This window comes from Streptococcus mitis (assembly GCF_002096815.1).
In the GTDB taxonomy this organism is placed as follows: domain Bacteria; phylum Bacillota; class Bacilli; order Lactobacillales; family Streptococcaceae; genus Streptococcus; species Streptococcus mitis_AD.
In genome coordinates this window covers 184,189-204,896 of the sequence record NZ_NCVJ01000018.1, presented here as the reverse complement: position 1 = coordinate 204,896, position 20,708 = coordinate 184,189, and the positions used below count along the sequence as shown (strand labels likewise).

Annotated in this window: 25 protein-coding genes; 1 reads left to right on the top strand and 24 read right to left on the bottom strand. The window is 39.9% G+C overall.

What is annotated here, in order from left to right:
* Positions 1–115: 115 nt before the first annotated feature.
* The 5 genes from B7696_RS04090 to pbp2a all read right to left on the bottom strand — a co-directional run bounded on the left by B7696_RS04090 (position 116) and on the right by pbp2a (position 3,893).
* Positions 116–595: a sigma-70 RNA polymerase sigma factor region 4 domain-containing protein gene (locus B7696_RS04090; protein WP_084862316.1), complete on the bottom strand. Its 480-nt coding sequence runs from the start codon at positions 593–595 to the stop codon at positions 116–118.
* Between the two features lie 120 nt (positions 596–715).
* Positions 716–1,252 (bottom strand): transcription termination/antitermination protein NusG, encoded by a 537-nt coding sequence (nusG, locus tag B7696_RS04085; RefSeq protein WP_084862314.1) that lies wholly within the window; start codon positions 1,250–1,252, stop codon positions 716–718.
* Positions 1,253–1,306: 54 nt separating this feature from the next.
* Positions 1,307–1,483: a preprotein translocase subunit SecE gene (gene secE, locus B7696_RS04080; protein WP_001210990.1), complete on the bottom strand. Its 177-nt coding sequence runs from the start codon at positions 1,481–1,483 to the stop codon at positions 1,307–1,309.
* 9 nt (positions 1,484–1,492) lie between these two features.
* Complete coding sequence (gene rpmG, locus B7696_RS04075; protein ID WP_001809375.1) at positions 1,493–1,645, bottom strand: 50S ribosomal protein L33; 153 nt, start codon at positions 1,643–1,645, stop codon at positions 1,493–1,495.
* Between the two features lie 52 nt (positions 1,646–1,697).
* Positions 1,698–3,893, bottom strand: coding sequence for a penicillin-binding protein PBP2A (gene pbp2a / locus B7696_RS04070; protein ID WP_084862312.1), 2,196 nt, complete (start codon positions 3,891–3,893; stop codon positions 1,698–1,700).
* Positions 3,894–3,979: 86 nt separating this feature from the next.
* Here pbp2a and B7696_RS04065 point away from each other — a divergent pair, with 86 nt between their 5' ends.
* A complete protein-coding gene (locus B7696_RS04065; protein WP_084862310.1) occupies positions 3,980–4,855 on the top strand; it encodes an RluA family pseudouridine synthase in 876 nt (291 codons plus the stop codon).
* A 68-nt stretch (positions 4,856–4,923) separates the two neighbouring features.
* Here B7696_RS04065 and gap read toward each other — a convergent pair whose 3' ends face one another.
* The 19 genes from gap to B7696_RS03970 form a co-directional block, all read right to left on the bottom strand.
* Complete coding sequence (gap, locus tag B7696_RS04060) at positions 4,924–5,931, bottom strand: type I glyceraldehyde-3-phosphate dehydrogenase (protein WP_000260685.1); 1,008 nt, start codon at positions 5,929–5,931, stop codon at positions 4,924–4,926.
* Positions 5,932–6,250: 319 nt separating this feature from the next.
* Positions 6,251–8,902, bottom strand: a complete 2,652-nt coding sequence (gene adhE, locus B7696_RS04055) for a bifunctional acetaldehyde-CoA/alcohol dehydrogenase (RefSeq protein WP_064275840.1) — start codon at positions 8,900–8,902, stop codon at positions 6,251–6,253.
* A gap of 300 nt (positions 8,903–9,202) precedes the next feature.
* The gene (locus tag B7696_RS04050) at positions 9,203–9,613 is read right to left on the bottom strand and encodes an MORN repeat-containing protein (RefSeq protein WP_084862308.1); all 411 of its coding nucleotides are present in this window, start codon (positions 9,611–9,613) and stop codon (positions 9,203–9,205) included.
* Positions 9,600–10,043 carry a low molecular weight protein-tyrosine-phosphatase gene (locus B7696_RS04045; protein WP_084862306.1) on the bottom strand — a complete coding sequence of 148 codons (444 nt, stop codon included), beginning with the start codon at positions 10,041–10,043 and terminating at the stop codon, positions 9,600–9,602. Before B7696_RS04045 ends, B7696_RS04050 begins: the two co-directional genes overlap by 14 nt.
* A gap of 46 nt (positions 10,044–10,089) precedes the next feature.
* Positions 10,090–10,389, bottom strand: a complete 300-nt coding sequence (gene yajC / locus B7696_RS04040; RefSeq protein WP_001069289.1) for a preprotein translocase subunit YajC — start codon at positions 10,387–10,389, stop codon at positions 10,090–10,092.
* A gap of 117 nt (positions 10,390–10,506) precedes the next feature.
* Positions 10,507–12,483 (bottom strand): transketolase, encoded by a 1,977-nt coding sequence (gene tkt, locus B7696_RS04035; protein WP_084862304.1) that lies wholly within the window; start codon positions 12,481–12,483, stop codon positions 10,507–10,509.
* Between the two features lie 116 nt (positions 12,484–12,599).
* The gene (locus B7696_RS04030) at positions 12,600–13,223 is read right to left on the bottom strand and encodes a ribonuclease P (RefSeq protein WP_084862302.1); all 624 of its coding nucleotides are present in this window, start codon (positions 13,221–13,223) and stop codon (positions 12,600–12,602) included.
* Between the two features lie 50 nt (positions 13,224–13,273).
* Entirely contained in the window at positions 13,274–14,263 is a 990-nt protein-coding gene (jag, locus tag B7696_RS04025; RefSeq protein ID WP_000260003.1) for an RNA-binding cell elongation regulator Jag/EloR, read from the bottom strand.
* Positions 14,264–14,280: 17 nt separating this feature from the next.
* On the bottom strand, positions 14,281–15,105 hold the full coding sequence (locus B7696_RS04020) for a membrane protein insertase YidC (protein ID WP_205008205.1): 825 nt from the start codon (positions 15,103–15,105) through the stop codon (positions 14,281–14,283).
* Positions 15,080–15,451, bottom strand: a complete 372-nt coding sequence (rnpA, locus tag B7696_RS04015; protein ID WP_000739245.1) for a ribonuclease P protein component — start codon at positions 15,449–15,451, stop codon at positions 15,080–15,082. The genes B7696_RS04020 and rnpA overlap by 26 nt, the downstream gene beginning before the upstream one ends.
* A gap of 149 nt (positions 15,452–15,600) precedes the next feature.
* On the bottom strand, positions 15,601–16,791 hold the full coding sequence (locus tag B7696_RS04010; protein WP_084862298.1) for an acetate kinase: 1,191 nt from the start codon (positions 16,789–16,791) through the stop codon (positions 15,601–15,603).
* Positions 16,792–16,840: 49 nt separating this feature from the next.
* Positions 16,841–17,794 (bottom strand): class I SAM-dependent methyltransferase, encoded by a 954-nt coding sequence (locus B7696_RS04005; protein ID WP_084862296.1) that lies wholly within the window; start codon positions 17,792–17,794, stop codon positions 16,841–16,843.
* A gap of 60 nt (positions 17,795–17,854) precedes the next feature.
* On the bottom strand, positions 17,855–18,442 hold the full coding sequence (locus tag B7696_RS04000; RefSeq protein WP_142358827.1) for a class I SAM-dependent methyltransferase: 588 nt from the start codon (positions 18,440–18,442) through the stop codon (positions 17,855–17,857).
* 32 nt (positions 18,443–18,474) lie between these two features.
* The gene (comGG, locus tag B7696_RS03995; RefSeq protein WP_084862294.1) at positions 18,475–18,888 is read right to left on the bottom strand and encodes a competence type IV pilus minor pilin ComGG; all 414 of its coding nucleotides are present in this window, start codon (positions 18,886–18,888) and stop codon (positions 18,475–18,477) included.
* A complete protein-coding gene (gene comGF / locus B7696_RS03990) occupies positions 18,866–19,327 on the bottom strand; it encodes a competence type IV pilus minor pilin ComGF (protein ID WP_084862292.1) in 462 nt (153 codons plus the stop codon). Before comGF ends, comGG begins: the two co-directional genes overlap by 23 nt.
* Positions 19,290–19,592, bottom strand: a complete 303-nt coding sequence (gene comGE / locus B7696_RS03985; RefSeq protein ID WP_049486616.1) for a competence type IV pilus minor pilin ComGE — start codon at positions 19,590–19,592, stop codon at positions 19,290–19,292. The genes comGF and comGE overlap by 38 nt, the downstream gene beginning before the upstream one ends.
* On the bottom strand, positions 19,555–19,959 hold the full coding sequence (gene comGD / locus B7696_RS03980) for a competence type IV pilus minor pilin ComGD (RefSeq protein ID WP_265465551.1): 405 nt from the start codon (positions 19,957–19,959) through the stop codon (positions 19,555–19,557). The genes comGE and comGD overlap by 38 nt, the downstream gene beginning before the upstream one ends.
* A complete protein-coding gene (gene comGC, locus B7696_RS03975; RefSeq protein ID WP_083279184.1) occupies positions 19,952–20,218 on the bottom strand; it encodes a competence type IV pilus major pilin ComGC in 267 nt (88 codons plus the stop codon). Before comGC ends, comGD begins: the two co-directional genes overlap by 8 nt.
* Positions 20,219–20,238: 20 nt before the next feature.
* Positions 20,239–20,478 (bottom strand): DUF7720 family protein, encoded by a 240-nt coding sequence (locus tag B7696_RS03970; protein WP_084862288.1) that lies wholly within the window; start codon positions 20,476–20,478, stop codon positions 20,239–20,241.
* Positions 20,479–20,708 lie beyond the last annotated feature (230 nt).

Below are 20,708 nucleotides of genomic sequence, written 5' to 3'. Positions count from 1 at the left end.
TTAACCCCTTGACCAACGGACCAGAGTTGCTATTTTCAACTCTTACTATTATACCGACTTTTCTAACTTTGTCAACACCTTTTTTCTATTTTTTTCTTTTTTTTTGCATAGCTTCTTACCGAGTACGGATATCAAACTCCTTAAACACAATACGTAAGTCTCTTAATACTCTTTGACGCCCTCGGAAGCGTTCATTTCTTAAGACGCGTTCTAACTCTTCTTGTTTCTCTTTGCTTTGTTTGTTTCTATAATTTTTTAGTGTTTCATGAAAGAGATAATAATCATCTAGCCAGAGTCCTCCCTCTCCTATACGATGACTAATTTCACCCACTTCTTCATAAGGTTCTTTATCATATCTACGCTTCTGACTTTCTTGTTTACGGATATAATCTAAAATCCGATTTCGGAATTTAGTTTTGAAGTATTTACGTAAGCGTGGAATATCTTCTACCAGTTCTTCTTCTCTACTGATCAATTCATGTAAGCAAATCATTCCCTCTTGGTCCCAATCCGATAACTCCCACAAATGAAGATAATATTCATTTCTACACTTATATACAATTCCCTGGACTTCTTTATACAATTTTTTAAACATAAGCTTCCCCTTTCTGTGTACAGTCTATCAAATCAAGAAGCTAATTGGGGTCATTTCATCCATTCTGCACCCTTTACCGCCTCAACTGCACAAAAAAGAGAGGACAAGCCTCTCTTGGGGTTATAATTCTGCAATTTGGTTTAGGTTTACTTCTGCAACTGTGTCATTACCAAACATAGAGATAATCATCTTCACTTTATTGTTATCAATCTCTGTAATCTTACCAGTATAATCTGCAAAAGCTCCATCAATAATGCGTACAGTTTGACCGACTTCAACATCAATATCAAGCTCTTGTACAGTTTGTCCCATAGAAACCAAGATATCACGAATTTCTTGTTCCAATAATGGTGTTGGTTTTGATCTGTTCCCGTGAGATCCGACGAATCCTGTAACGTTTGGTGTATTTCGGACAACAAACCAAGCTTCATCTGTCATCACCATTTCTACAAGAACATAACCTGGAAAGCGATTTTCTTCTACTTCTTTTCTCTTTCCATTTTTTTCAACTTGCACTGTTTGTGTTGGAATTTCAACACGTAGAATATTATCCAACATATTATATGTTTGCGCACGTTGTAATAGATTTTCTTTTACCTTATTTTCATAACCAGAATAGGTTTGTAAGACAAACCATCCTTTATCAAAACTATCCATGATACTTCCTTTCATAAATAGAAAACTTTTAGTGTGGTTAATACCACTAGTCTTCTAAAAAATGTTAATAAATCGAATCAATCCTGAAACAATCAACTTGTCAAAAATATAAATAATCACAACAAAGAAAGCAGTGTATTCCATGATAGAACGAAAATCTCTCCAGCTTTCCTTGCGAGTTGGCCATGTTGTGTCTTTAAGAAGTCTAAAAATATCTCCGATAAAACGCATCGCTCTCTCCTATCTCGTTTCTCTGTGTGTAGTGTACTTGCCACAATGCTTACAAAATTTATTTACTTCTAGTCGTGTAGGCTTGGGGTTTCCGCTGATCTTGATTGAATAGTTTCTAGAACCACAAACCGCACAAGCTAGGCTTGCTTTTTTTAATGCCATAACGCCTCCATCTTATCTATTATAACAAGAAAGCTAGGCTTTGACAAGCATCTTAGCGAAATAGATTGACTACCGAATCCCATATCGTTTGAGCCTTTTCCTTAATCTTCGCATCCGATATAGCACGACTAGCCTCATCTACTAGATTTTGAGCACGACTTCTAATATCAGATAGAGTATCATCCTTCTGATTAGTTTCATTGCTCTCTACCCGATTACTTGTATTAGCTGGTGCAATTCCATTTTGCTTATAGGCATTTTCAACTGTAAAGGTACTTCCTGGTGTATAAGGTAAAATGGTATTTGCAATATTCCTAAAGACCTGGGCTGCACCGTTTGATGTAGAACCTGCTAGGTAGTGATTTTCATCAGTGGTCGGGAAACCAAGCCAGTGACTAATCACTACATCAGGAGTATAGCCAATTACCCACTGGTCGCTTGTGTACTCCGGATTGAAAACTGCTTCAGTTGTTCCAGTTTTCCCTGCCATAACATAATCTGCAGGAGACGAACTAATACCGGTTCCGTTTGTGAATGTCCCTAACATCATACTGGTCATCTTATCAGCTACAGATTTATCAATCACTCGTTTTTGTGATTTTTTATGGCTTGCAATAACCTGTCCACTAGCGTTTTCAATTCTACTAATAAAGTGAGCTTCAGGCATTAAACCTTCATTGGCAAAGGCAGCATATGCTTGAGCCATTTGCAGAGGGTTGGTTTCGACACCGCTTCCCAAGGCGACCCCAAGAACACGGTCGACCTTTTCCATGTTGAGTCCAAATTTTTCTCCTGCTTCAAAAGCCTTATCAATACCCAAATCATTAACAGTAGCAACAGCAGGTAGATTAAGCGATTCTGCCAAGGCTTGATACATAGGAACTTCTCGACTCGTTTTGATCCCTGCATAGTTATCTACCTTATAGCTGTCATACTGCATAGTATGGTTATCCAACTGCTTGTTCAAAGCCCAACCTGCCTCAACCGCCGGCGTATAAACAACTAATGGCTTAATTGTAGAACCAGGGCTACGTTTTGATTGGGTTGCATAGTTGAAATTACGGAATGCAGTTTTATCATTGTCAGCAACTTGACCGACAACCCCACGAACTCCCCCTGTTTTCGGTTCGAGAGCTACACTTCCTGATTGAGCAAATGTTCCATCTTCTGCCCTCGGAAATAGTGAGGTGTTTTCATAGACCACCTGCATATTTGCTTGGTAGTTCTGGTCCAGCTCTGTGTAAATACGGTAGCCATTATTTACAATTTCTTCCTCTGTTAGATTATACTTAGAAACAGCTTCATTAACCACCGCGTCAAAATAAGAGGGGTAACGGTAATCTGAAATTTTTCCTTCATACTTATCTTGCAATTGCGAAGTCATATCAACTCCTGCAGCTTCGGTTTCTTGATTTTTATCAATATAACCCGCTGCAAGCATATTTTGCAAAACAGTATCGCGACGATTAGTAGAATCCTCTATAGAATTCAAAGGATTATACAGTTCCGGTCCTTTGAGCATCCCTGCCAGAGTCGCAGCTTGATCCAGACTCACTTCTGATGCAGAAACTCCAAAGTATTTCTTACTCGCATCTTCTACACCCCACACACCATTTCCAAAATAGGCATTGTTAAGGTACATGGTTAAGATCTGATCCTTACTATATTTTTTTGTTAATTCTAAGGCAAGGAAAAATTCTTTTGCTTTTCTCTCAACAGTTTGATCCTGCGACAGATAGGCATTTTTAGCCAGCTGTTGGGTAATAGTAGAACCACCACCTGAACGACCAGCAGTGATAATCGCCAAGAAGAAACGACCATAGTTAATCCCGTCATTTTTATAAAAAGAACGGTCTTCTGTCGCAATAACGGCATTCTGCAAATTTTTACTGATATCAGTCAATTCAACATAAGTTCCTTTTTGACCAGACAAGGCACCAGCCTCCTTTTCTTCACGGTCAAAAATGAGAGTCCGAGTTTTCAAGGCGTTTTGCAAATCGTTAACATTAGTTGACTTGGCTACCGCAAACAAATAGGTTCCAACTAGCAAGCCTGCACTCAAACCTAGTATAAGGACAATCTTTGTTAGATGATAACGACGCCAGAATTTTCGAATTGGACCTACTTGGGCTAATTTTTTTCGATCACTACGAGAGCGACGTAAGCTAGTAGAATCAGAGTCCTCTAGTTCACTTGTTTCTTTTTTAAAAAGAGAAAGAAATTTCTCAAATAATTTATCTAATTTCATGCGTTTATTTTATCATCTTCATCATAGGAAGACAAGAATTTAGCTATTTCCTATCCAAATAGGGCTTTTTTTGTTACAATATCTGTATGAAATTCACATTTATATTACCAGACTCTCTACCTCAAATGACGGTAAAGCAATTACTCGAGGAACAACTCCTCATCCCTAGAAAAATCCGTCATTTTTTGAGAATCAAGAAACATATTTTGATAAATCAAGAAGAAGTCCACTGGAACGAAATCGTAAATCCTGGAGATGTTTGCCAGTTAACTTTTGACAAGGAAGATTATCCCGAAAAAGAAATCCCTTGGGGCAATCCTGACCTCGTTCAAGAGGTTTATCAAGATCAACACTTGATTATTGTCAACAAACCAGAGGGGATGAAAACGCATGGTAATCAGCCAAACGAAATCGCCCTTCTTAACCATGTCAGTGCCTATGTTGGCCAAACCTGCTATGTTGTTCATCGCCTAGACATGGAAACTAGTGGTTTGGTTCTCTTTGCCAAAAATCCTTTTATCCTGCCTATTCTCAATCGCTTACTGGAGAAAAAAGAGATTTCTAGGGAATATTGGGCACAGGTCGACGGACATATCAACAGCAAAGAACTTGTTTTCAAAGACAAAATTGGACGTGATCGCCATGATCGCAGAAAGCGAATAGTTGATACAAAAAATGGGCAATATGCTGAAACACATGTAAGCAGATTAAAGCAGTTCCCAAACAAAACTTCCTTGGTTCGTTGCAAACTAAAGACAGGGCGAACCCATCAGATTCGTGTGCACCTTTCGCATCATAACTTCCCGATCCTAGGTGACCCTCTCTATAATAGCAAAGCAAAATCAAGTCGGCTTATGCTTCATGCCTTTCGACTTTCCTTTACCCATCCACTTACATTAGAGAGATTAAGCTTCAATGCCTTTTCAGATACTTTTGAAAAAGAATTAAAAAAGAATGGATGATTGTGTCATCCATTTTTCCATATAAGAAAAGCAAGACCAAGAGGCCTTGCTTTTTATCGACTCATGAATTATTTAGCGATTTTTGCGAAGTATTCAAGAGTACGAACAAGTTGTGCAGTGTATGACATTTCGTTGTCGTACCATGATACAACTTTAACCAATTGTTTACCGTCAACGTCAAGAACTTTAGTTTGAGTTGCGTCAAACAATGAACCGTAAGACATACCTACGATATCTGAAGATACGATTGGATCTTCTGTGTAACCGTATGATTCGTTTGAAGCTGCTTTCATAGCTGCGTTCACTTCATCAACAGTAACGTTCTTTTCAAGAACAGCTACCAATTCAGTAACTGATCCAGTTGGAGTTGGAACGCGTTGTGCAGATCCGTCAAGTTTACCGTTCAATTCTGGGATTACAAGACCGATAGCTTTTGCAGCACCAGTTGAGTTAGGAACGATGTTTGCAGCACCAGCGCGAGCACGGCGAAGGTCACCACCACGGTGTGGTCCGTCAAGGATCATTTGGTCACCAGTGTAAGCGTGGATAGTAGTCATCAATCCTTCAACAACACCAAAGTTGTCTTGAAGAGCTTTAGCCATTGGAGCCAAGCAGTTTGTAGTACATGAAGCACCTGAGATAACTGTTTCAGTACCGTCAAGAACGTCGTGGTTAGTGTTGAATACAACTGTTTTAACGTCGTTTCCACCAGGAGCAGTGATAACAACTTTTTTAGCTCCACCTTTAAGGTGTTTTTCAGCTGCTTCTTTCTTAGCAAAGAAACCAGTAGCTTCAAGAACGATTTCTACACCGTCAGTAGCCCAGTCGATTTGTTCTGGATCACGTTCAGCAGAAACTTTAACGAATTTACCGTTAACTTCGAATCCACCTTCTTTAACTTCAACAGTACCGTCGAAACGACCTTGAGTTGTGTCGTATTTCAACAAGTGTGCAAGCATAACTGGATCTGTAAGGTCGTTGATGCGTGTAACTTCAACACCTTCTACGTTTTGGATACGACGGAAAGCAAGACGACCGATACGTCCGAAACCGTTAATACCAACTTTAACTACCATTAGTGATTTCCTCCTTATGAAAATCATGAAATTTTTATTGTGAAAAGAGTAACTTGAATCACTACAAATCACCTTTCAACAAACCTATTATATAACTATTTGAGTTGAATTGCAAGTACGGGCGTTGTTTTTTGTCTATACCCCACTTATTTTTCTTTCTCCTTTTAAAGCCTATACTGCTGTCTTTCTTTGTCTACCTAGTCATTTCCCACTTCCCTTTTCAGATGAAAAGTGAAAATAGAAAAGCTAAAAATTATTTTCAATCTTCCAATTCTACAAGAAAAGAGACAGGAAATTCCTGCCTCTAGGCTGATAACAATTATTTACGGCGTCCTGGTCTTTCTTTGTATCCATAGTAAGAATCTTCGATGATTTCTTGCATATGGTCAACCATTGGAAGACGTGGGTTTGCAGGTGAACATTGGTCTTCATAAGCAAGGAAGGCCAATTCACGAGAATGTTCTTTCCATTCTTTTTCATCAATTCCTTGTGCTTTGAAGTTCATTTGGATACCTACGCGCTCACCAAGTTCGTAGACAGCTTTTGCGTAAGATTCAACCCCTTCTTCTGGAGTAGAAGCTGGAAGTCCAAGCATGCGTGCGATATCTTGGTATTTTTCATCTGCACGGTAGTAGTTGTACTTAGGCCATGTTGCTGTCTTAGCTGGACGTGTACCGTTGTAGCGGATGACGTATGGAAGCAAGATAGCATTTGTACGACCGTGGATTGTGTGGAATTGCGCACCAATCTTATGGGCCATTGAGTGAGAAATACCTAGGAAGGCATTGGCAAAGGCCATACCAGCGATTGTTGAAGCATTATGCATTTTCTCACGTGAGTGGAAGTCTGCATTCTTAACTGAGCTTTCAAGGTTTTCGAATACAAGTTTGATAGCTTGAAGTGCAAGACCATCAGTGTAGTCGCTAGCCATTTGTGATACGTAAGCTTCAGTCGCGTGGGTCAATACGTCCATACCAGTGTCCGCAGCAACAAATCCTGGAACTGTCAATACCAAGGCAGGGTCTACGATTGCCACAGTTGGTGTCAATGAGTAGTCAGCAATTGGGTATTTACGGTTGTTTGCTTTATCAGAGATAACGGCAAATGGTGTCACCTCAGATCCTGTACCAGATGTAGTTGGGATCGCGATGAATTTAGTCTTCTTACCAAGCAATGGGAACTTGAAGGCACGTTTACGGATATCCATGAATTTTTGAACAAGGTCACGGAAGTCCACTTCTGGTTGTTCGTAGAAGAGCCACATTACTTTAGCAGCATCCATTGGAGATCCACCACCAAGAGCAATGATTGTATCTGGTTTGAAGGCACGCATAATCTCAGTACCACGGTTTACAGTTGTGATATCTGGATCTGGTTCTACATCAGCAAAGATTTGGTAAACAACCTTATTGCGACGAAGGTCAAGTTGTTCGATGATACGATCAAGGAAACCAAGCTCGACCATGGCATGGTCAGTAACGATCATGACACGTTCAACGTCACGACATTTTTGAAGGTATTGAATTGAATCACGTTCAAAGTATGTTTTTGAAGGAAGTTTCATCCATTGCATGTTATTTCTCCGTCTTCCGACTTTTTTGATATTCAAAAGGTTAATGGCACTAACGTTATCCCCAACTGAGTTACGTCCGTAAGAACCACATCCGAGTGTCAATGATGGCAAGAAGGCATTGTAAACGTCCCCGATACCACCGAAAGTAGAAGGTGAGTTACAGATAACACGAATAGCTTTAACAGCTTTACCAAATTCTTTAGTCAATTCTTCGTCAGCTGTGTGGATAGCTGCTGAGTGACCAAGACCGTTAAATTCAACCATTTGACGAGCTTTGGAAATACCATCTTCACGGCTTTCAGATTTCAAAACTGCGATAACTGGTGACAATTTTTCACGAGTCAATGGCTCGTTTTCACCAACTTCTTTACATTCTGCAGCAAGAATGTTTGTTCCTTCTGGAACTGTAAATCCTGCTTGCTCTGCAATCCAAGTTGCTGGTTTACCAACGATGTCAGCGTTCAATTTCGCACCAGCACAGTTTTTGCTGTTTGCTTTCACGCCGAAGCAGAATTCTTCAAGAAGAGCTTTTTCTTTTTTGTTTACAAAGTAAGTGTGGTAAGATTTGAACTCTGCTACAAATTCATCGTAAATTTCTTTATCAATGATAACCGCTTGTTCAGATGCACAGACCATACCATTATCAAATGATTTAGACATAACGATATCGTGTGCTGCTTGACGGATGTTTGCTGATTTTTCAACATAAGCTGGAACGTTTCCGGCACCTACCCCAAGAGCTGGTTTACCACATGAGTATGCGGCTTTAACCATGGCATTACCACCTGTTGCAAGGATTGTCGCAACACCTTCGTGGTTCATAAGGGCACTAGTTGCTTCCATAGATGGTTCAGTGATCCACTGTACGCAGTTTTCAGGAGCTCCTGCTTTAATCGCAGCATCACGAACGATTTGAGCTGCGTGAGCTGATGATTCTTGAGCTGATGGGTGGAAGGCAAAAACGATTGGATTACGTGTCTTCAATGAAATCAATGATTTGAAGATTGCTGTTGATGTTGGGTTTGTTGTTGGAGTGATACCACAGACAACACCAACTGGTTCAGCAATAAGAGTCAAACCTGTTACATCGTCTTCTTCGATAACGCCAACTGTCTTAGTGTGGCGCATGTTGTTTACTACGTGTTCACAAGCAAACAAATTCTTAGTTGCTTTATCTTCAAATACACCACGTCCTGTTTCTTCAAAGGCATGTAAAGCCAATTCTCCGTGGGCATCCAAAGCTGCCACTGACGCTTTAGCTACGATGTAGTCGACCTGTTCTTGGTCGAGTTTACGCATTTCCTCAAGAGCAACTAAAGCTTTTTGCACCAAGCCATCGACATGCTTTTCAGCAGCGAGTTTCTTTTCTTCTGGTGTCACAGTTTTTTTATCAGCCATATTTTCCTCCATAGCTTTCAAGGATCGATATCCTTTGTTAATTTTTTCACAAGTTTATTATAACGCATTATTTCAACTTTGTAAACAGTTTCATAAACATTTCACAAAGAATTTTTTATTGTTTGTGAATTTTTTCTCATTTTCTTTACTTATCAAGTTTTTTCTTTAGAGTTTGTGAAATGAATTTCAAATATTTTTTTATTTCACAAGCTTGATTGGAAGAGGAGCTTGGAAAGAGATAGATTTTCTAGTAAGCGCTTACTTTTAAATGATAACAATACCTCCTTTGATAAGGAGGCTTTATTTTTGTTGAAAAACGCCTTGTTTAAAAGTCCCTTCATAAACGACTTCTTGTTCTGTTGTTAGTTTCCCTTTTCCTTCAGCCTGACCATTTACAAAATCACCTTCGTAGGTCCAGCCTTCTTTAGATTGAAAGGTACCTTTTCCGTTGAAGGCTCCATTGTTGAAACCACCAGTATACTGGTCCCCATTTTGGAAAGTAATGGTACCTTGGCCATTCATTTTACCACGTACAAGACTGCCATCGTAAACAATCGTTCCATTATCAAGCTTTAGAACGCCTTTTCCGGGAATATTTAGAAAAAAGACGAGTACAGCACAAAAAACAATCGTAACTACTGCCAAAATCTCTAAACGTGGACGAGTCAGACAGACACGATACTTGTCGTAAAAATTCTTAAGATTTTCCATCTTCACTCCCCTTTTCTAAACGTTCTAACCAAGCTTGACAACCCTCTTGAACATGCTGATAGGTTTCCTCAAAATCTCCTGTATACCAAGGATCTGGAACACTTTCAGATGCGAATGAGTAAATCTTATCTTTACAGTCTGCTGGACACATCTGACGTAAGTCAGAAACATTTGAAGCATCCATACCGATAATATAATCAAAGGCTTCAAAATCTTCCTTACTAATCTGAAGCGATGTCTTGCCTTTATCATAAGGAATCTGATACTGTTGAAAAATCCCTTGAGTTCCCTTATGAATCGGATTACCATGTTCCCAAGAGGAAGTCGCTCGACTTTGGATTTCATAATTATCTGTCATTGATTTCATAACAAACTCGGCCATAGGGCTGCGACAAATATTTCCCAAACAGACAAAGACTAGTTTTTTCATCCCATTTCCTTTCTTTTACAGAAAAACGGGAGTTAATAATCCCGTCTTATTTTTCAATTGCACCTTCGAGTGAAGCTGTTTCTTTCAGCGGTAATACTGTCTTGATAGCAGCTAGTTCAAAAGTCAAGTAAACTCCATCTACATCAAGAACAATCGTTCTCTTCTCAGTATCTACTTCATCGACTGTCCCGTAAAGCCCACCGATTGTAATCACTTCATAGCCTTTTTGTAGTTTATTTAAGCTTTCCATACGTTTTTGTGCTTGTTTCTTTTGAGAGCGTTGCATAAAGAACATCAAGCCCAACATCGCTACAAGCATAATTAAAAATGTATAATTTGGATTCATTGTATTCTCCTTTGTCTTTTACATAGGACTACTATATCAAATTTCAGCTACTTTTACAAGATTGTACCTTGCTTTTCTAGTAAGAAAAAACCAGAGCTTGCGCCCTGATTTTTAGAATTATTTCAAGTTTTGAACGACTTTTACAAGATTTTCTACAGTAAAGCCATATTCTGCCAATACTTTTGGTGCTGGGGCAGAGGCTCCGAAGGTATCAATACCGAGAACAGCACCATCGAGACCAACATATTTGTACCAGTTTTGAGTCGCACCCATTTCGACTGCAACACGACGACGAACTGCATTTGGAAGAATTTCTTCCTTGTAAGCTGCATCTTGTTTATCAAAGACATCTGTAGATGGCATGCTGACTACGCGGACTTTTGCGCCTTGACTAGCCAATTCTTTGGCAGCTGCGACAGCAAGATTGACCTCTGAACCTGTCGCAATCAAGATTGTATCAAAGTCTGTTGCAGTTTCATAGACAACATAGGCGCCTTTAGCAACTTTATCAAAGTCTGTTCCTTCTTCAACAGTCAAGTTTTGACGGGTCAAGACAAGGGCGGTTGGTGTTTTCTCACTTGTCACTGCAAGGTACCAAGCTGCTTGCGTTTCACGCGCATCTGCTGGACGGAAAACATTTAGATTTGGCATGGCACGAAGACCTGCTAAGTGCTCAACTGGTTCGTGCGTTGGACCGTCTTCCCCGACTGCGATTGAATCGTGGGTAAAGACATAAGTCACAGGAAGTCCTTGTAAGGCTGACAAGCGAACAGCTGCCTTGACATAGTCAGAGAAGACGAAGAAAGTACCACCGTATACACGAAGTCCACCGTGAAGAGCCATCCCGTTCAAGATAGTTCCCATGGCAAATTCACGAACACCAAACTGAATGTTGCGGTTCAAGCGATTAGCGTCGTCTTGAAGTCCGTCAGTCTTGATATAAGTCATGTTTGAGTGAGCTAGGTCAGCTGATCCACCTAGGAAGGTTGGTAACTTAGCTGCCACAACGTTCAAAGCATCCTGACTCGAGTTGCGAGTTGCTTGAGAGAAGCCATTTTCTAAGGCTGGGAAGTCTGCTGGAGTCACTTCAACTGGATCACGTCCATCGATGATAGCTTCTACTTCTGCAGCCAATTCTGGGTGAGCTTCTTTATAGTCAGCAACTAATTTAGTCCAAGTTTGATAAGCTGATGCACCACGATCTGCAACATGTTCTTTGAAATCAGCATAAACTTGTTCTGGGATTTCAAACGGCTCGTAGTCCCAACCAAGTGCTTGGCGAGTTGCTGCAGTTTCATCTGCTCCAAGAGGAGCACCGTGCACAGCATTAGTTCCTTGTTTGTTTGGAGAACCGTATCCAATAACAGTCTTCACTTCAATCAAAGATGGTTTGCCTGAAGCTTTAGCTGTTTCGATAGCAGCATGGATTGCTTCTAAGTCTGTTCCATCTTCAACCAAGGCAGTATGCCAACCGTAGGCATTGTAACGGTCACGAACACTTTCTGTAAAGGAATCCTTTGTCTCACCATCCAAGTTGATGTCATTTGAATCATAAAGGACAACCAACTTATCTAGTTTTTGCAAACCTGCGTATGAAGCCGCCTCACTTGAGACACCTTCCATCAAGTCTCCGTCTCCACAGATAACATAAGTATAGTGGTCAAAGATATTGTAGCCTTCGCGGTTATATTTGGCTGCCAAGAAACGTTCTGCCTGGGCAAAACCAGTAGCAGTTGAAATCCCTTGACCTAGAGGACCTGTCGTAGCATCAATCCCTGCCGTATGGCCAAATTCTGGGTGACCTGGTGTTTTTGAACCCCATTGACGGAAGCTCTTGATTTCATCCATGCTGACATCTTCAAAACCAGAAAGGTGAAGAAGGGCATAAAGAAGCATTGAACCATGACCTGCTGAAAGAATGAAGCGGTCGCGGTTAATCCAGTTTGGTTGAGCTGGATTGATACGAAGCTGTTTTGTAAAGAGGCTGTATGCCATCGGAGCTGCTCCCATAACCACACCTGGGTGACCTGAGTTGGCTTTGTTGATAGCGTCAATACCTAGGAAACGAATTGCATTAACAGATAGATTTGACATAGAATTTCCTTTCTATTTGAGGTGATTATTGAATCACACATTCTATTTTACTATTATATGAAAAAATACATAGAATAGCAATTAAACAATTCGACGCGATATAAGTCTCCTATTTTCTACTCTCTTGTCGCCTGATAATAGGGAAGTAAGCGTTCGTAAGCTTCTTCTAATTTTTCTAAAATCACTTCTAATGATTGATTTTCAATAAAAGAAACATCTGCTTTAACTAAAACTTTTCGGACTTCCTGATTGCATAGTTTATTTCTTAAAATTTGACGGTTCTCCTCACTAGCCTCCCACCGTTGACTTTGACCATCAGAGTATACTAGATAATAAATCCCTTCAACGGTTGGAATTTCTAAAACTTTGGCTTGCTTGCCTAGAGTTTGGTCATCTTTCTTGCGCTCGATGAAACTGACTTCTAAAGAAATTCCAAAATCAGTAGATGTCCCGTACAAACGTAAGGCCAGCATTGGCTCTGTCATTTGTCCGTCTCTCTGTATATAAACCCAAAAATGTGGTCGTAAACGTTGCGCCTGATTCATCCACTGGCTAGTCTGTTGGAGTTGCCATTCTGGATGGCTTGCTTGAAAGGCTTTAGCCAGTTCTGTAAAAGCCTTTCGTGCCTCTTGACCTTTGTGGCGCAATTCCAACATCTTCTCTCGCTCATCTCCAGACTTATCCGGATTACGATACTGCAAACCAGCAAAGTCTAAATAGTCTCTTATCTTATTCAACATTAATTTAATCTCCTCCATCTAGCAAAAAATCAGGATAACCCTGATTTTGTTTATTCTGTATCTACAACGACATAGCGATTTGGCTCATCACCCTCAGAGTAACTCGTCACGCCATCCATACGTGAAATAATACGATGAATAATCTTGCGTTCACTATTTGACATAGGATCTGTTTGATGACTACGTCCTTCTTCTAAAACACGAGTCGCCAATTTTTGAGCATAGGTCTGCAAGACTTCTGCACGATGCTCAACATAATCATTGACATTAATAGTAATGTAGAAGGTTCTTGCATAGCGGTTGTAAAGATAATTTTGAGCCAATAGTTGTAAGGCCTTCAAAACTTTGCCATGGTAACCGATAATACGACCTGGCTCATTGGTATCAATTTGTAAATTGATGCTACGACGGTTATAATCATTTGAAATCGTCGCCTCAACATCCATATCATCAATGATTGTTTGGACATAAGTCGTTACTTCCGTAGCTACTTGTTCAATGTCAAAGCTCGGTTCCACTTTTAAGCCCAAATCTTCTAATTCTTGACTTTCAGTTTGTTCAGCTCGACTCTCAACAATAGGAGTTTCTACTTCTTCCCCGAAACCAGCTTCTTCAAGCTGTAATTCATTTAAAATCTCAATATGCCCAGTTTCTTCTAAAATGGTGTTAGCATGTTTTTCATTTTTCAAAATTTCAGCCTTAACTTCATCAGAAACCCCTTGGCCTTCTTCTTCAATCTTTTTAATTGCTTCTACAACATGCCCTAAATCAACAGTCGCTTGACTGACTGTTTTGACTGGTTCATTTTGTTCGTTAATTTCTTTAGGAACACCCTTTACAGCCTGCTGATTAGCTTTAATGACCGTTGTTTCACTAATAGCTTCAATATCGACTTGAGCTGGTTTTTTACCAAATAAACCAAGAAAGCCATTTTTTTCACGAGAAATGACTTTGATGTGAGCCTTCAATCTTGGGATATCTAATTCTTTCAATCCTTTCTGGATTGCTTCTTCAACAGTTGAACCTGTAAATACTACCATTACCAGATTCCTCCTTATTATTTCGTTTTCTGAGCCTTTTTCTTGGCTTTTCTTTTTCTATTTTCCAGATCTTTCTGTGCCTGAGCTACAGCCTCACGCTCTGCAATAATCTTGAATGGATTGTTCAAGAAATAGGTTTGCAAGACTTGATAAGCATTGGACACTGTCCAGTAGAGGGCGACTCCACCTGGCGCATAAACTGCAAAGATAAAAATCAATACCGGAATCCCATACATCATCGCAGTCGTAGCGCCATTACGCTCAGACAAGGCTTTGTTGGACAACCAAGTACTTAAAAAGGTAAATACAGCTGCTAAAATCGGAAGAACAAGGGTTGTATCCACACCACCAAGGTTAATCCATAAGAAATGACCTGTCTTTAAAAAGTCAACTCTTGATAGAGCTTGGAACAAGGCCAAGATAACCGGCATCTGAATCAAAATCGGCCAAAGAGAATCTGACTGTCTGACACCCATTTCTTTAAAGACTTTACGCATTTCTTGCTCTAGCTTAGTTCTGCTTTCCATATCTCGACCTGGATATTGTTCTCGAAGCGCCTTAATACGTGGTTGAGCTTCCTGCATTTTTCTGGAAGCCACCATTTGCACTTGAAAGACTGGCAAAAGCAGTGTACGAATCAAGACCGTAAAGAGGATAATCCCCACTCCGATACTGATATCAAATGATAAAAAGCGAATGATTTCAGCAAAGAAGTAAACAAATTTACTCCAAAAATCAGTCGAATCGGCTGTAATATCGCTAGTTGCCCCATTTGTTGCACAGGCTGTCATGATCAATAGGGACAGTCCTAGCAAACTAGTCAACTGTAGTTTCTTTTTCACTCCCATTTCCTTCCTGGTAAATCTTTGATAATTTTAATACGTGGAGTAGATTTTTCTCCATCTCTGCGTATCCCAAGGTTTCGACTCCTTTTCGAGCAATGACAACAAAGTCGACATCTTCTACCAGACTCCCTTTGGCATTCTGGATAATATGCCGAATCCGTCGCTTAATTTGATTTCTAGTGACGGCATTCCCCAGTTTTTTGCTAACTGATAGACCTACTCGAAAATGGTTTTTCTGGTTTTCTAGTTGGTAGACAACAAATTTGCGATTGGCAAAACTTGTCCCCTCCTTGAAAATCGCCTTAAAATCTTTCTCTCTTTTTACACGAAAGTTTTTCTTCAAAACTCAACTCCATCTATTAAATTACTACTATTATACCATATTTTTCAAAAAAGCCAATCATAGCAAGGTTTTGGACATTTCCATCAGAAAAAGAAGCTGGAAAAATCTCTTTTCCAACTCCTTGTACGGAATATTTTTTCTGATTTTAGTTATTTTTTCAAGCGTTCAACATCACGAGCAATGACTAATTCTTCATCTGTTGGAATAACCAAAACACGAATTTTCGCTGCCTCTGTTGAGATGTCTCCTGTCACACCGAAGACGTTCTTTTCATCATCAACATCACAACCAAACCAAGAAATTCCTGAGATAACATCCTTACGTACAGCAGCTGCATTTTCTCCGATACCTGCTGTGAAGATAATGGCATCTGCTCCATTTAGGACTGCAAGGTATTGACCGATATGTTTTTGAATGCGATCAACATACATTTCATAGGCCAAAGTGGCATCGTGGTCCCCTTCTTCCATAGCAGCAATTACATCACGCATATCACTAGATTTACCTGAAACACCCATAAGCCCTGATTCACGATTAAGGACGCGGCTAATGTCTTCAGGTGTGTTAAAGTCCTCTGTATATTGCATTAAGTAAGGAATGATAGCTGGGTCAACATCCCCTGTACGAGTTCCCATCATCACACCACCAAGTGGAGTGAAGCCCATTGAAGTATCGACAGATTGGCCACCTTTAACAGCTGTAATAGATGCACCATTACCGATGTGGCAAGTAATCAATTTCAAGTCTTCTAATGGACGTCCCAAGAGTTTTGCAGCTTCTCCTGCTACAAACTGGTGGCTTGTACCGTGGGCACCGTATTTACGAACCTTGTTTTCTGTGTAATATTTTGTTGGTAGAGGGTAGCGATAAGCTTTCTCTGGCATACTTGTGTGGAATGAAGTATCAAAAACAACTACACTGGTAATGTCTGGCAACAATTCCTTGAAGGCACGAACACCTGCTGCATTGGCTGGATTGTGGAGAGGAGCCAACAAGCTCAACTCTTCAACTTTTTCTAATACATCACCTTCAACAACTGTTGATTCTTTGAAATATTCTCCACCTGCCACAACACGATGTCCAACACCTGTAATCTCATCATAAGCCTTGATAATATCGAAACGAATCAAGTCATCCAATAAAATTTTAACGGCTTGTGTATGGTTTTCGATATCCAAAATTTGTTGTTCAGAACGGCCGTCAAATTTTACAGTTGAAATTGAATCTTTCAAACCGATACGTTCAATCAAACCTTTCGCCAATACTTTTTCTTCTGGCATTAAATATAATTGCCATTTTAAACTTGAACTTCCTGCATTGATTGCAATTGTTTTTGTCATAACATGATACCCCTTTTAAGCGTTTTCATCTATTATAACAAAATCTATTTTATATTTCAGTACCTTGAGTCCATTTTTGAAAATTTTCTTTAAATTTCATTAAAACACTTGCATCTTGCAAGCTAGCAAGTGGATAAACAAAAGGCTCTACTGCTATTTCACTTTTCTTCTGTAGGATAAAAATAGTCTTAGATTGTTTAGCACTAGCAAAGAGATTTTCAGGCAGACTAATCATGGCAACCAGACTGGCCTCTTCTTTCAACCAGCCTTTCAACAAATCACTTTGAGGACTGGTCAACAGATCACTCGGAGCTAGAAAAATAGCATATCCATCTGACTTGAGATACTTAAGTCCTTGTTCCATGAGCAAGTGATGGGCGTAAGTATGTTCTTGACTAGAAGCAACTTGATGGCGCGACGCAACGGCATCATCAGGATAATATCCGACAGGTAAGTCGCTGATGACCACGTCACTTTCTTTGAGCATTTGTGGACGAACGGCATCTCCTTGGACAAAACCAGCCTGCAAACCAATTACATCTGCCATGCTAGCTGCCAAATCAATCAGCAAATCATCCACTTCCATTCCCAAGTAATCCACCTTTTTATCAAGCGAGGTCAAGAAAGTAGCGCCTAGAATTCCCATCCCAGAACCCATTTCGAGGATAGTAATTTCCTCCTCTTTAAACAGCTCTTCCACAATAAACACCAAAAGTAAAGCAATGGCATCCGGTGTGAACTGGTGATTAGCCTGTAAAGGTTCTGTTTGCCCAGCCTTCATCAAGAGAAACTGGTAGGTTTTAAGCCATTCTTCCTTACGTAGTGCTAAACGCTTAAGGGCTTGATTGTTCTCTTTGACCCGCTCTAGCTCAGTTTCACCATCCAGATAGATGCTGTTTTGCTCCACCAAAGCGTCATAAAAGTTGGTCGCCAAATCACTTTGGATGACTTGGACATTCTCTAGTAAATACGTATAAGCTTGTTCAATTTTTTCAAAATCCATATTCCTATCTTATCAAATTTCCCTTCTTTTTTCCATCCTTATAGAAAAATCACTCCCTGACTAGGCGAGTGATTTTTGAGTTACTGTTAAAAAGAGTTCTGAGTAATTTCCTTGAAACAAGTCTTCAGAGCTATAGAGGATCTGACTATGCACAGATGAAAAACCGTTCTCAATTAGCTGTTTTTCCAGTTCAGTCAATTCAAAGCCGTGATGGTTAGCTTCCGCCTTGGTAAAATCAGCAATGAGGAGTTGTCCATCTTTCCTCAAATGTTGATGAAACAGTGAGAGAGCTGCATCCACATCAGGCATATGATGAAGAACCCGACAAATAACAATGAGATCAAACTCTTGCTTCAAGGGACTTTTCAATAAATCTTGTTCCAAAAACTGGATATTCTTGATGTCTTGCTGTTCCGCTTTCAAACGAGCTTGCTCCAGCATTTTCTCCGAAATATCCACCAATGTTACAGACTTGGCCTGCTTGGCTAGGGGCAAGGTTAACAGACCCGTCCCTCCACCGAAATCCAAAATTTCTTTGTCTGATAGAAGATCAAGCTGTTTCTCTACTGCTTGACATACCAAGTTTGCGAGGAAAATGTTTTTAGGGGAATCGAAAGTTTCTGCTTTGTGGTTAAAATCATGTTTCATATTTTTAGTTTAGCACAAAGTAGCTTGATTGGCTAGAAATTCTCTTTCTTTTCAGACTTCTCTTCTGATTTTTTCTTCTCCGCTTGATTACTTGAATCAGTCGCTACCTCTTCCTTTTTCTCTGTTTTCTCTTCTTTGATTTTGACCGAAGGAAATAGGAACTCATATTGGCTCTTAGGCGTACGAACAGTCGTCACCAAGTTTGTTTTCTTATTTTGATAGCTTACCTGACCTAGGTTAAAGACCTGTTCCCCACTTTCTTTCTCAGCTTTATCCTTGATTCGCTTAGCCATAGCAAAAGCAATTAACTTTTCTTTATTCAAAGCATAGTCTTGATAGTGGGCGACTTGTCGGTTCAAGTAAAATTGTAACAAAAGGCTGAAAATGGCTGCCATGGTGACTGCATAGAGAAGAACACCTGCCTTAACTTTTTGCTTTTTCCACACGATAGATGAACTCCCTTTCTAAGCCTTTTTGAAACTGGAAACGAAAACGAACCACTTGATTTTCCTCTGTAATCTGAGCTGATTTGAGTCCATAAACCATAGGCTGATAACCTCGTCCACTGGCATCGGTTTTTCGAAAATCGTCCGATTTAGACTTTCCAATAGAGATATCCTTACCATCCTGCTTCATATAGATACGATTGCCTTCTACTTTTTCAAACTGCGAACGGTCTAATTCTGCCTCTAGCTGATCCACAAACAAGAGCCACTCTTTTTGCTCGCTTTGTTGCTGGTAGCGAACTTCTGAAATGAGGAGCTGACTCATGGCTTGAAAGAGGAGCAAACTTCCACTGATGACAATGAGGGCAATCAGGGATTCTAACAAGGTGAAAGCCTTGATTTTATGGCTCTTTGATAGCCAACAACTGTTCTGAACCATGGTAGACCTCCAATCCTTTTTCACTAGAAAACACCTGAATCTCAACTCCGTTGATCTTTACCTGATTTTGACCTGTCTGCAAGGCCATCTTAGCTACACGCACAACTTCTTCTTTCTGCAAGATTTTTGCTTCTTCTTGCCTATTTTTCTGAATTTGGCCCAAAAGGAGGGTCGCAATGCTGGCAAAGATAGCTAGAGCGACTACGGCTTCCAGTAAAATCACTGCCCTAATTTTTTGTTTCCTTAATGCGTTTAATTTTTCCATTTCCTAGATATAATTGATAACGAATCGCTCCTTTACTGGTCTGAAATTCAACCTTAGCTAGGGACGAATTGCCCCCAGCTCGGTCAAATGTAATACTTTGGCCTGATGGTGCCTGAATTCCTTTAGGAACTGTCAACTTTTGACTGCCATTACTGATCGTCTGCCCATCTAAGTTTAGACTAGTCTTTTGCTGACTGGCTACACTGCGTTTTTGGGTTTCCCGGTAGAGTTCTTCAAACTCCATAAAGAAAATCTGCTCCTCTACCGCCGCAAAAGTGGACTGAACAGAGCCGGACAAGCCCAAGGCAAGGATACTCACAAGTCCCAAAACTAAGAGACTTTCAAACATGGTAAAGGCCTTAATCATTGACTTTACGATTGGCTCCTCCGTTTTTATCATGGTATTCTTTATAAGCCTTAGCCTGTTCTTCTGTGATTCGCCCATCTGCTTGTAACTTACTTAGGCTAGCATCTTCATTCTTATCTAAGCTATAAAGCTCTGCCTGGCTTTCCACTACCTTAACAACAGCAGCTTTTCCTTTGTCGTTTACTGCTTCTTTTTGCTTGGTCAGATTAGGTACAAAGAGCAAGAGAAGAACGCTGATGATGAGCAAGACCACCAACATCTCAATAAAGGACAGTAAAATTATTGATTTTTTTCCATTTCATACATCTTTACAGAATGCAGCACGAGATCCCGATACTTCCAAGTCGATACCAGGTACTCGATAACCTCTTGGTCCTCTATCTTGCATTCCATAAGAAGTAATAGCTTGACTGTATACTCATTTTTTAAAATTGGCACCTGGTAAGTCACATCTACCCAATGTTCAAAACCTAAGTCAGTTTTATCAATGCTTGTTAGTTCAATATTTAAGATTTTCATTTGTTCATCCTCCTTACTTATCTATTCGTAAAAAAATAAAAAAGTAGTGAAAAAATCATTACTTTTTTTAATTCAGAAAGTACTTTCAGAGCAATTTTGTTAACGTCAACAAAACTGGCAACCAAGGGCTTTATAAAGCTAATTGTTGACTTCAACAAGTCAATTTTTAAGCAAACAAAAAAACCGCAAGCCTGAGCCTGCGGTTAGTGTAATCTATTTTTGATTTTATA

Coding starts and splice junctions, on each gene's coding strand:
- B7696_RS04000 (WP_142358827.1), bottom strand. CDS start 18,442: ATGAAACATGATTTTAACCACAAAGCAGAAACTTTCGATTCCCCTAAA.
- pbp2a (WP_084862312.1), bottom strand. CDS start 3,893: ATGAAATTAGATAAATTATTTGAGAAATTTCTTTCTCTTTTTAAAAAA.
- B7696_RS03970 (WP_084862288.1), bottom strand. CDS start 20,478: ATGAAAATCTTAAATATTGAACTAACAAGCATTGATAAAACTGACTTA.
- gap (WP_000260685.1), bottom strand. CDS start 5,931: ATGGTAGTTAAAGTTGGTATTAACGGTTTCGGACGTATCGGTCGTCTT.
- B7696_RS04010 (WP_084862298.1), bottom strand. CDS start 16,791: ATGACAAAAACAATTGCAATCAATGCAGGAAGTTCAAGTTTAAAATGG.
- B7696_RS04005 (WP_084862296.1), bottom strand. CDS start 17,794: ATGGATTTTGAAAAAATTGAACAAGCTTATACGTATTTACTAGAGAAT.
- B7696_RS04090 (WP_084862316.1), bottom strand. CDS start 595: ATGTTTAAAAAATTGTATAAAGAAGTCCAGGGAATTGTATATAAGTGT.
- comGC (WP_083279184.1), bottom strand. CDS start 20,218: ATGTTGGTGGTCTTGCTCATCATCAGCGTTCTTCTCTTGCTCTTTGTA.
- yajC (WP_001069289.1), bottom strand. CDS start 10,389: ATGAATCCAAATTATACATTTTTAATTATGCTTGTAGCGATGTTGGGC.
- comGF (WP_084862292.1), bottom strand. CDS start 19,327: ATGGTTCAGAACAGTTGTTGGCTATCAAAGAGCCATAAAATCAAGGCT.
- adhE (WP_064275840.1), bottom strand. CDS start 8,902: ATGGCTGATAAAAAAACTGTGACACCAGAAGAAAAGAAACTCGCTGCT.
- secE (WP_001210990.1), bottom strand. CDS start 1,483: ATGCGTTTTATCGGAGATATTTTTAGACTTCTTAAAGACACAACATGG.
- B7696_RS04045 (WP_084862306.1), bottom strand. CDS start 10,043: ATGAAAAAACTAGTCTTTGTCTGTTTGGGAAATATTTGTCGCAGCCCT.
- B7696_RS04050 (WP_084862308.1), bottom strand. CDS start 9,613: ATGGAAAATCTTAAGAATTTTTACGACAAGTATCGTGTCTGTCTGACT.
- B7696_RS04065 (WP_084862310.1), top strand. CDS start 3,980: ATGAAATTCACATTTATATTACCAGACTCTCTACCTCAAATGACGGTA.
- tkt (WP_084862304.1), bottom strand. CDS start 12,483: ATGTCAAATCTATCTGTTAATGCAATTCGTTTCCTAGGTATTGACGCT.
- comGE (WP_049486616.1), bottom strand. CDS start 19,592: ATGGAAAAATTAAACGCATTAAGGAAACAAAAAATTAGGGCAGTGATT.
- rpmG (WP_001809375.1), bottom strand. CDS start 1,645: ATGGCATTAAAAAAAGCAAGCCTAGCTTGTGCGGTTTGTGGTTCTAGA.
- jag (WP_000260003.1), bottom strand. CDS start 14,263: ATGGTAGTATTTACAGGTTCAACTGTTGAAGAAGCAATCCAGAAAGGA.
- B7696_RS04030 (WP_084862302.1), bottom strand. CDS start 13,223: ATGTTGAATAAGATAAGAGACTATTTAGACTTTGCTGGTTTGCAGTAT.
- comGD (WP_265465551.1), bottom strand. CDS start 19,959: ATGATTAAGGCCTTTACCATGTTTGAAAGTCTCTTAGTTTTGGGACTT.
- nusG (WP_084862314.1), bottom strand. CDS start 1,252: ATGGATAGTTTTGATAAAGGATGGTTTGTCTTACAAACCTATTCTGGT.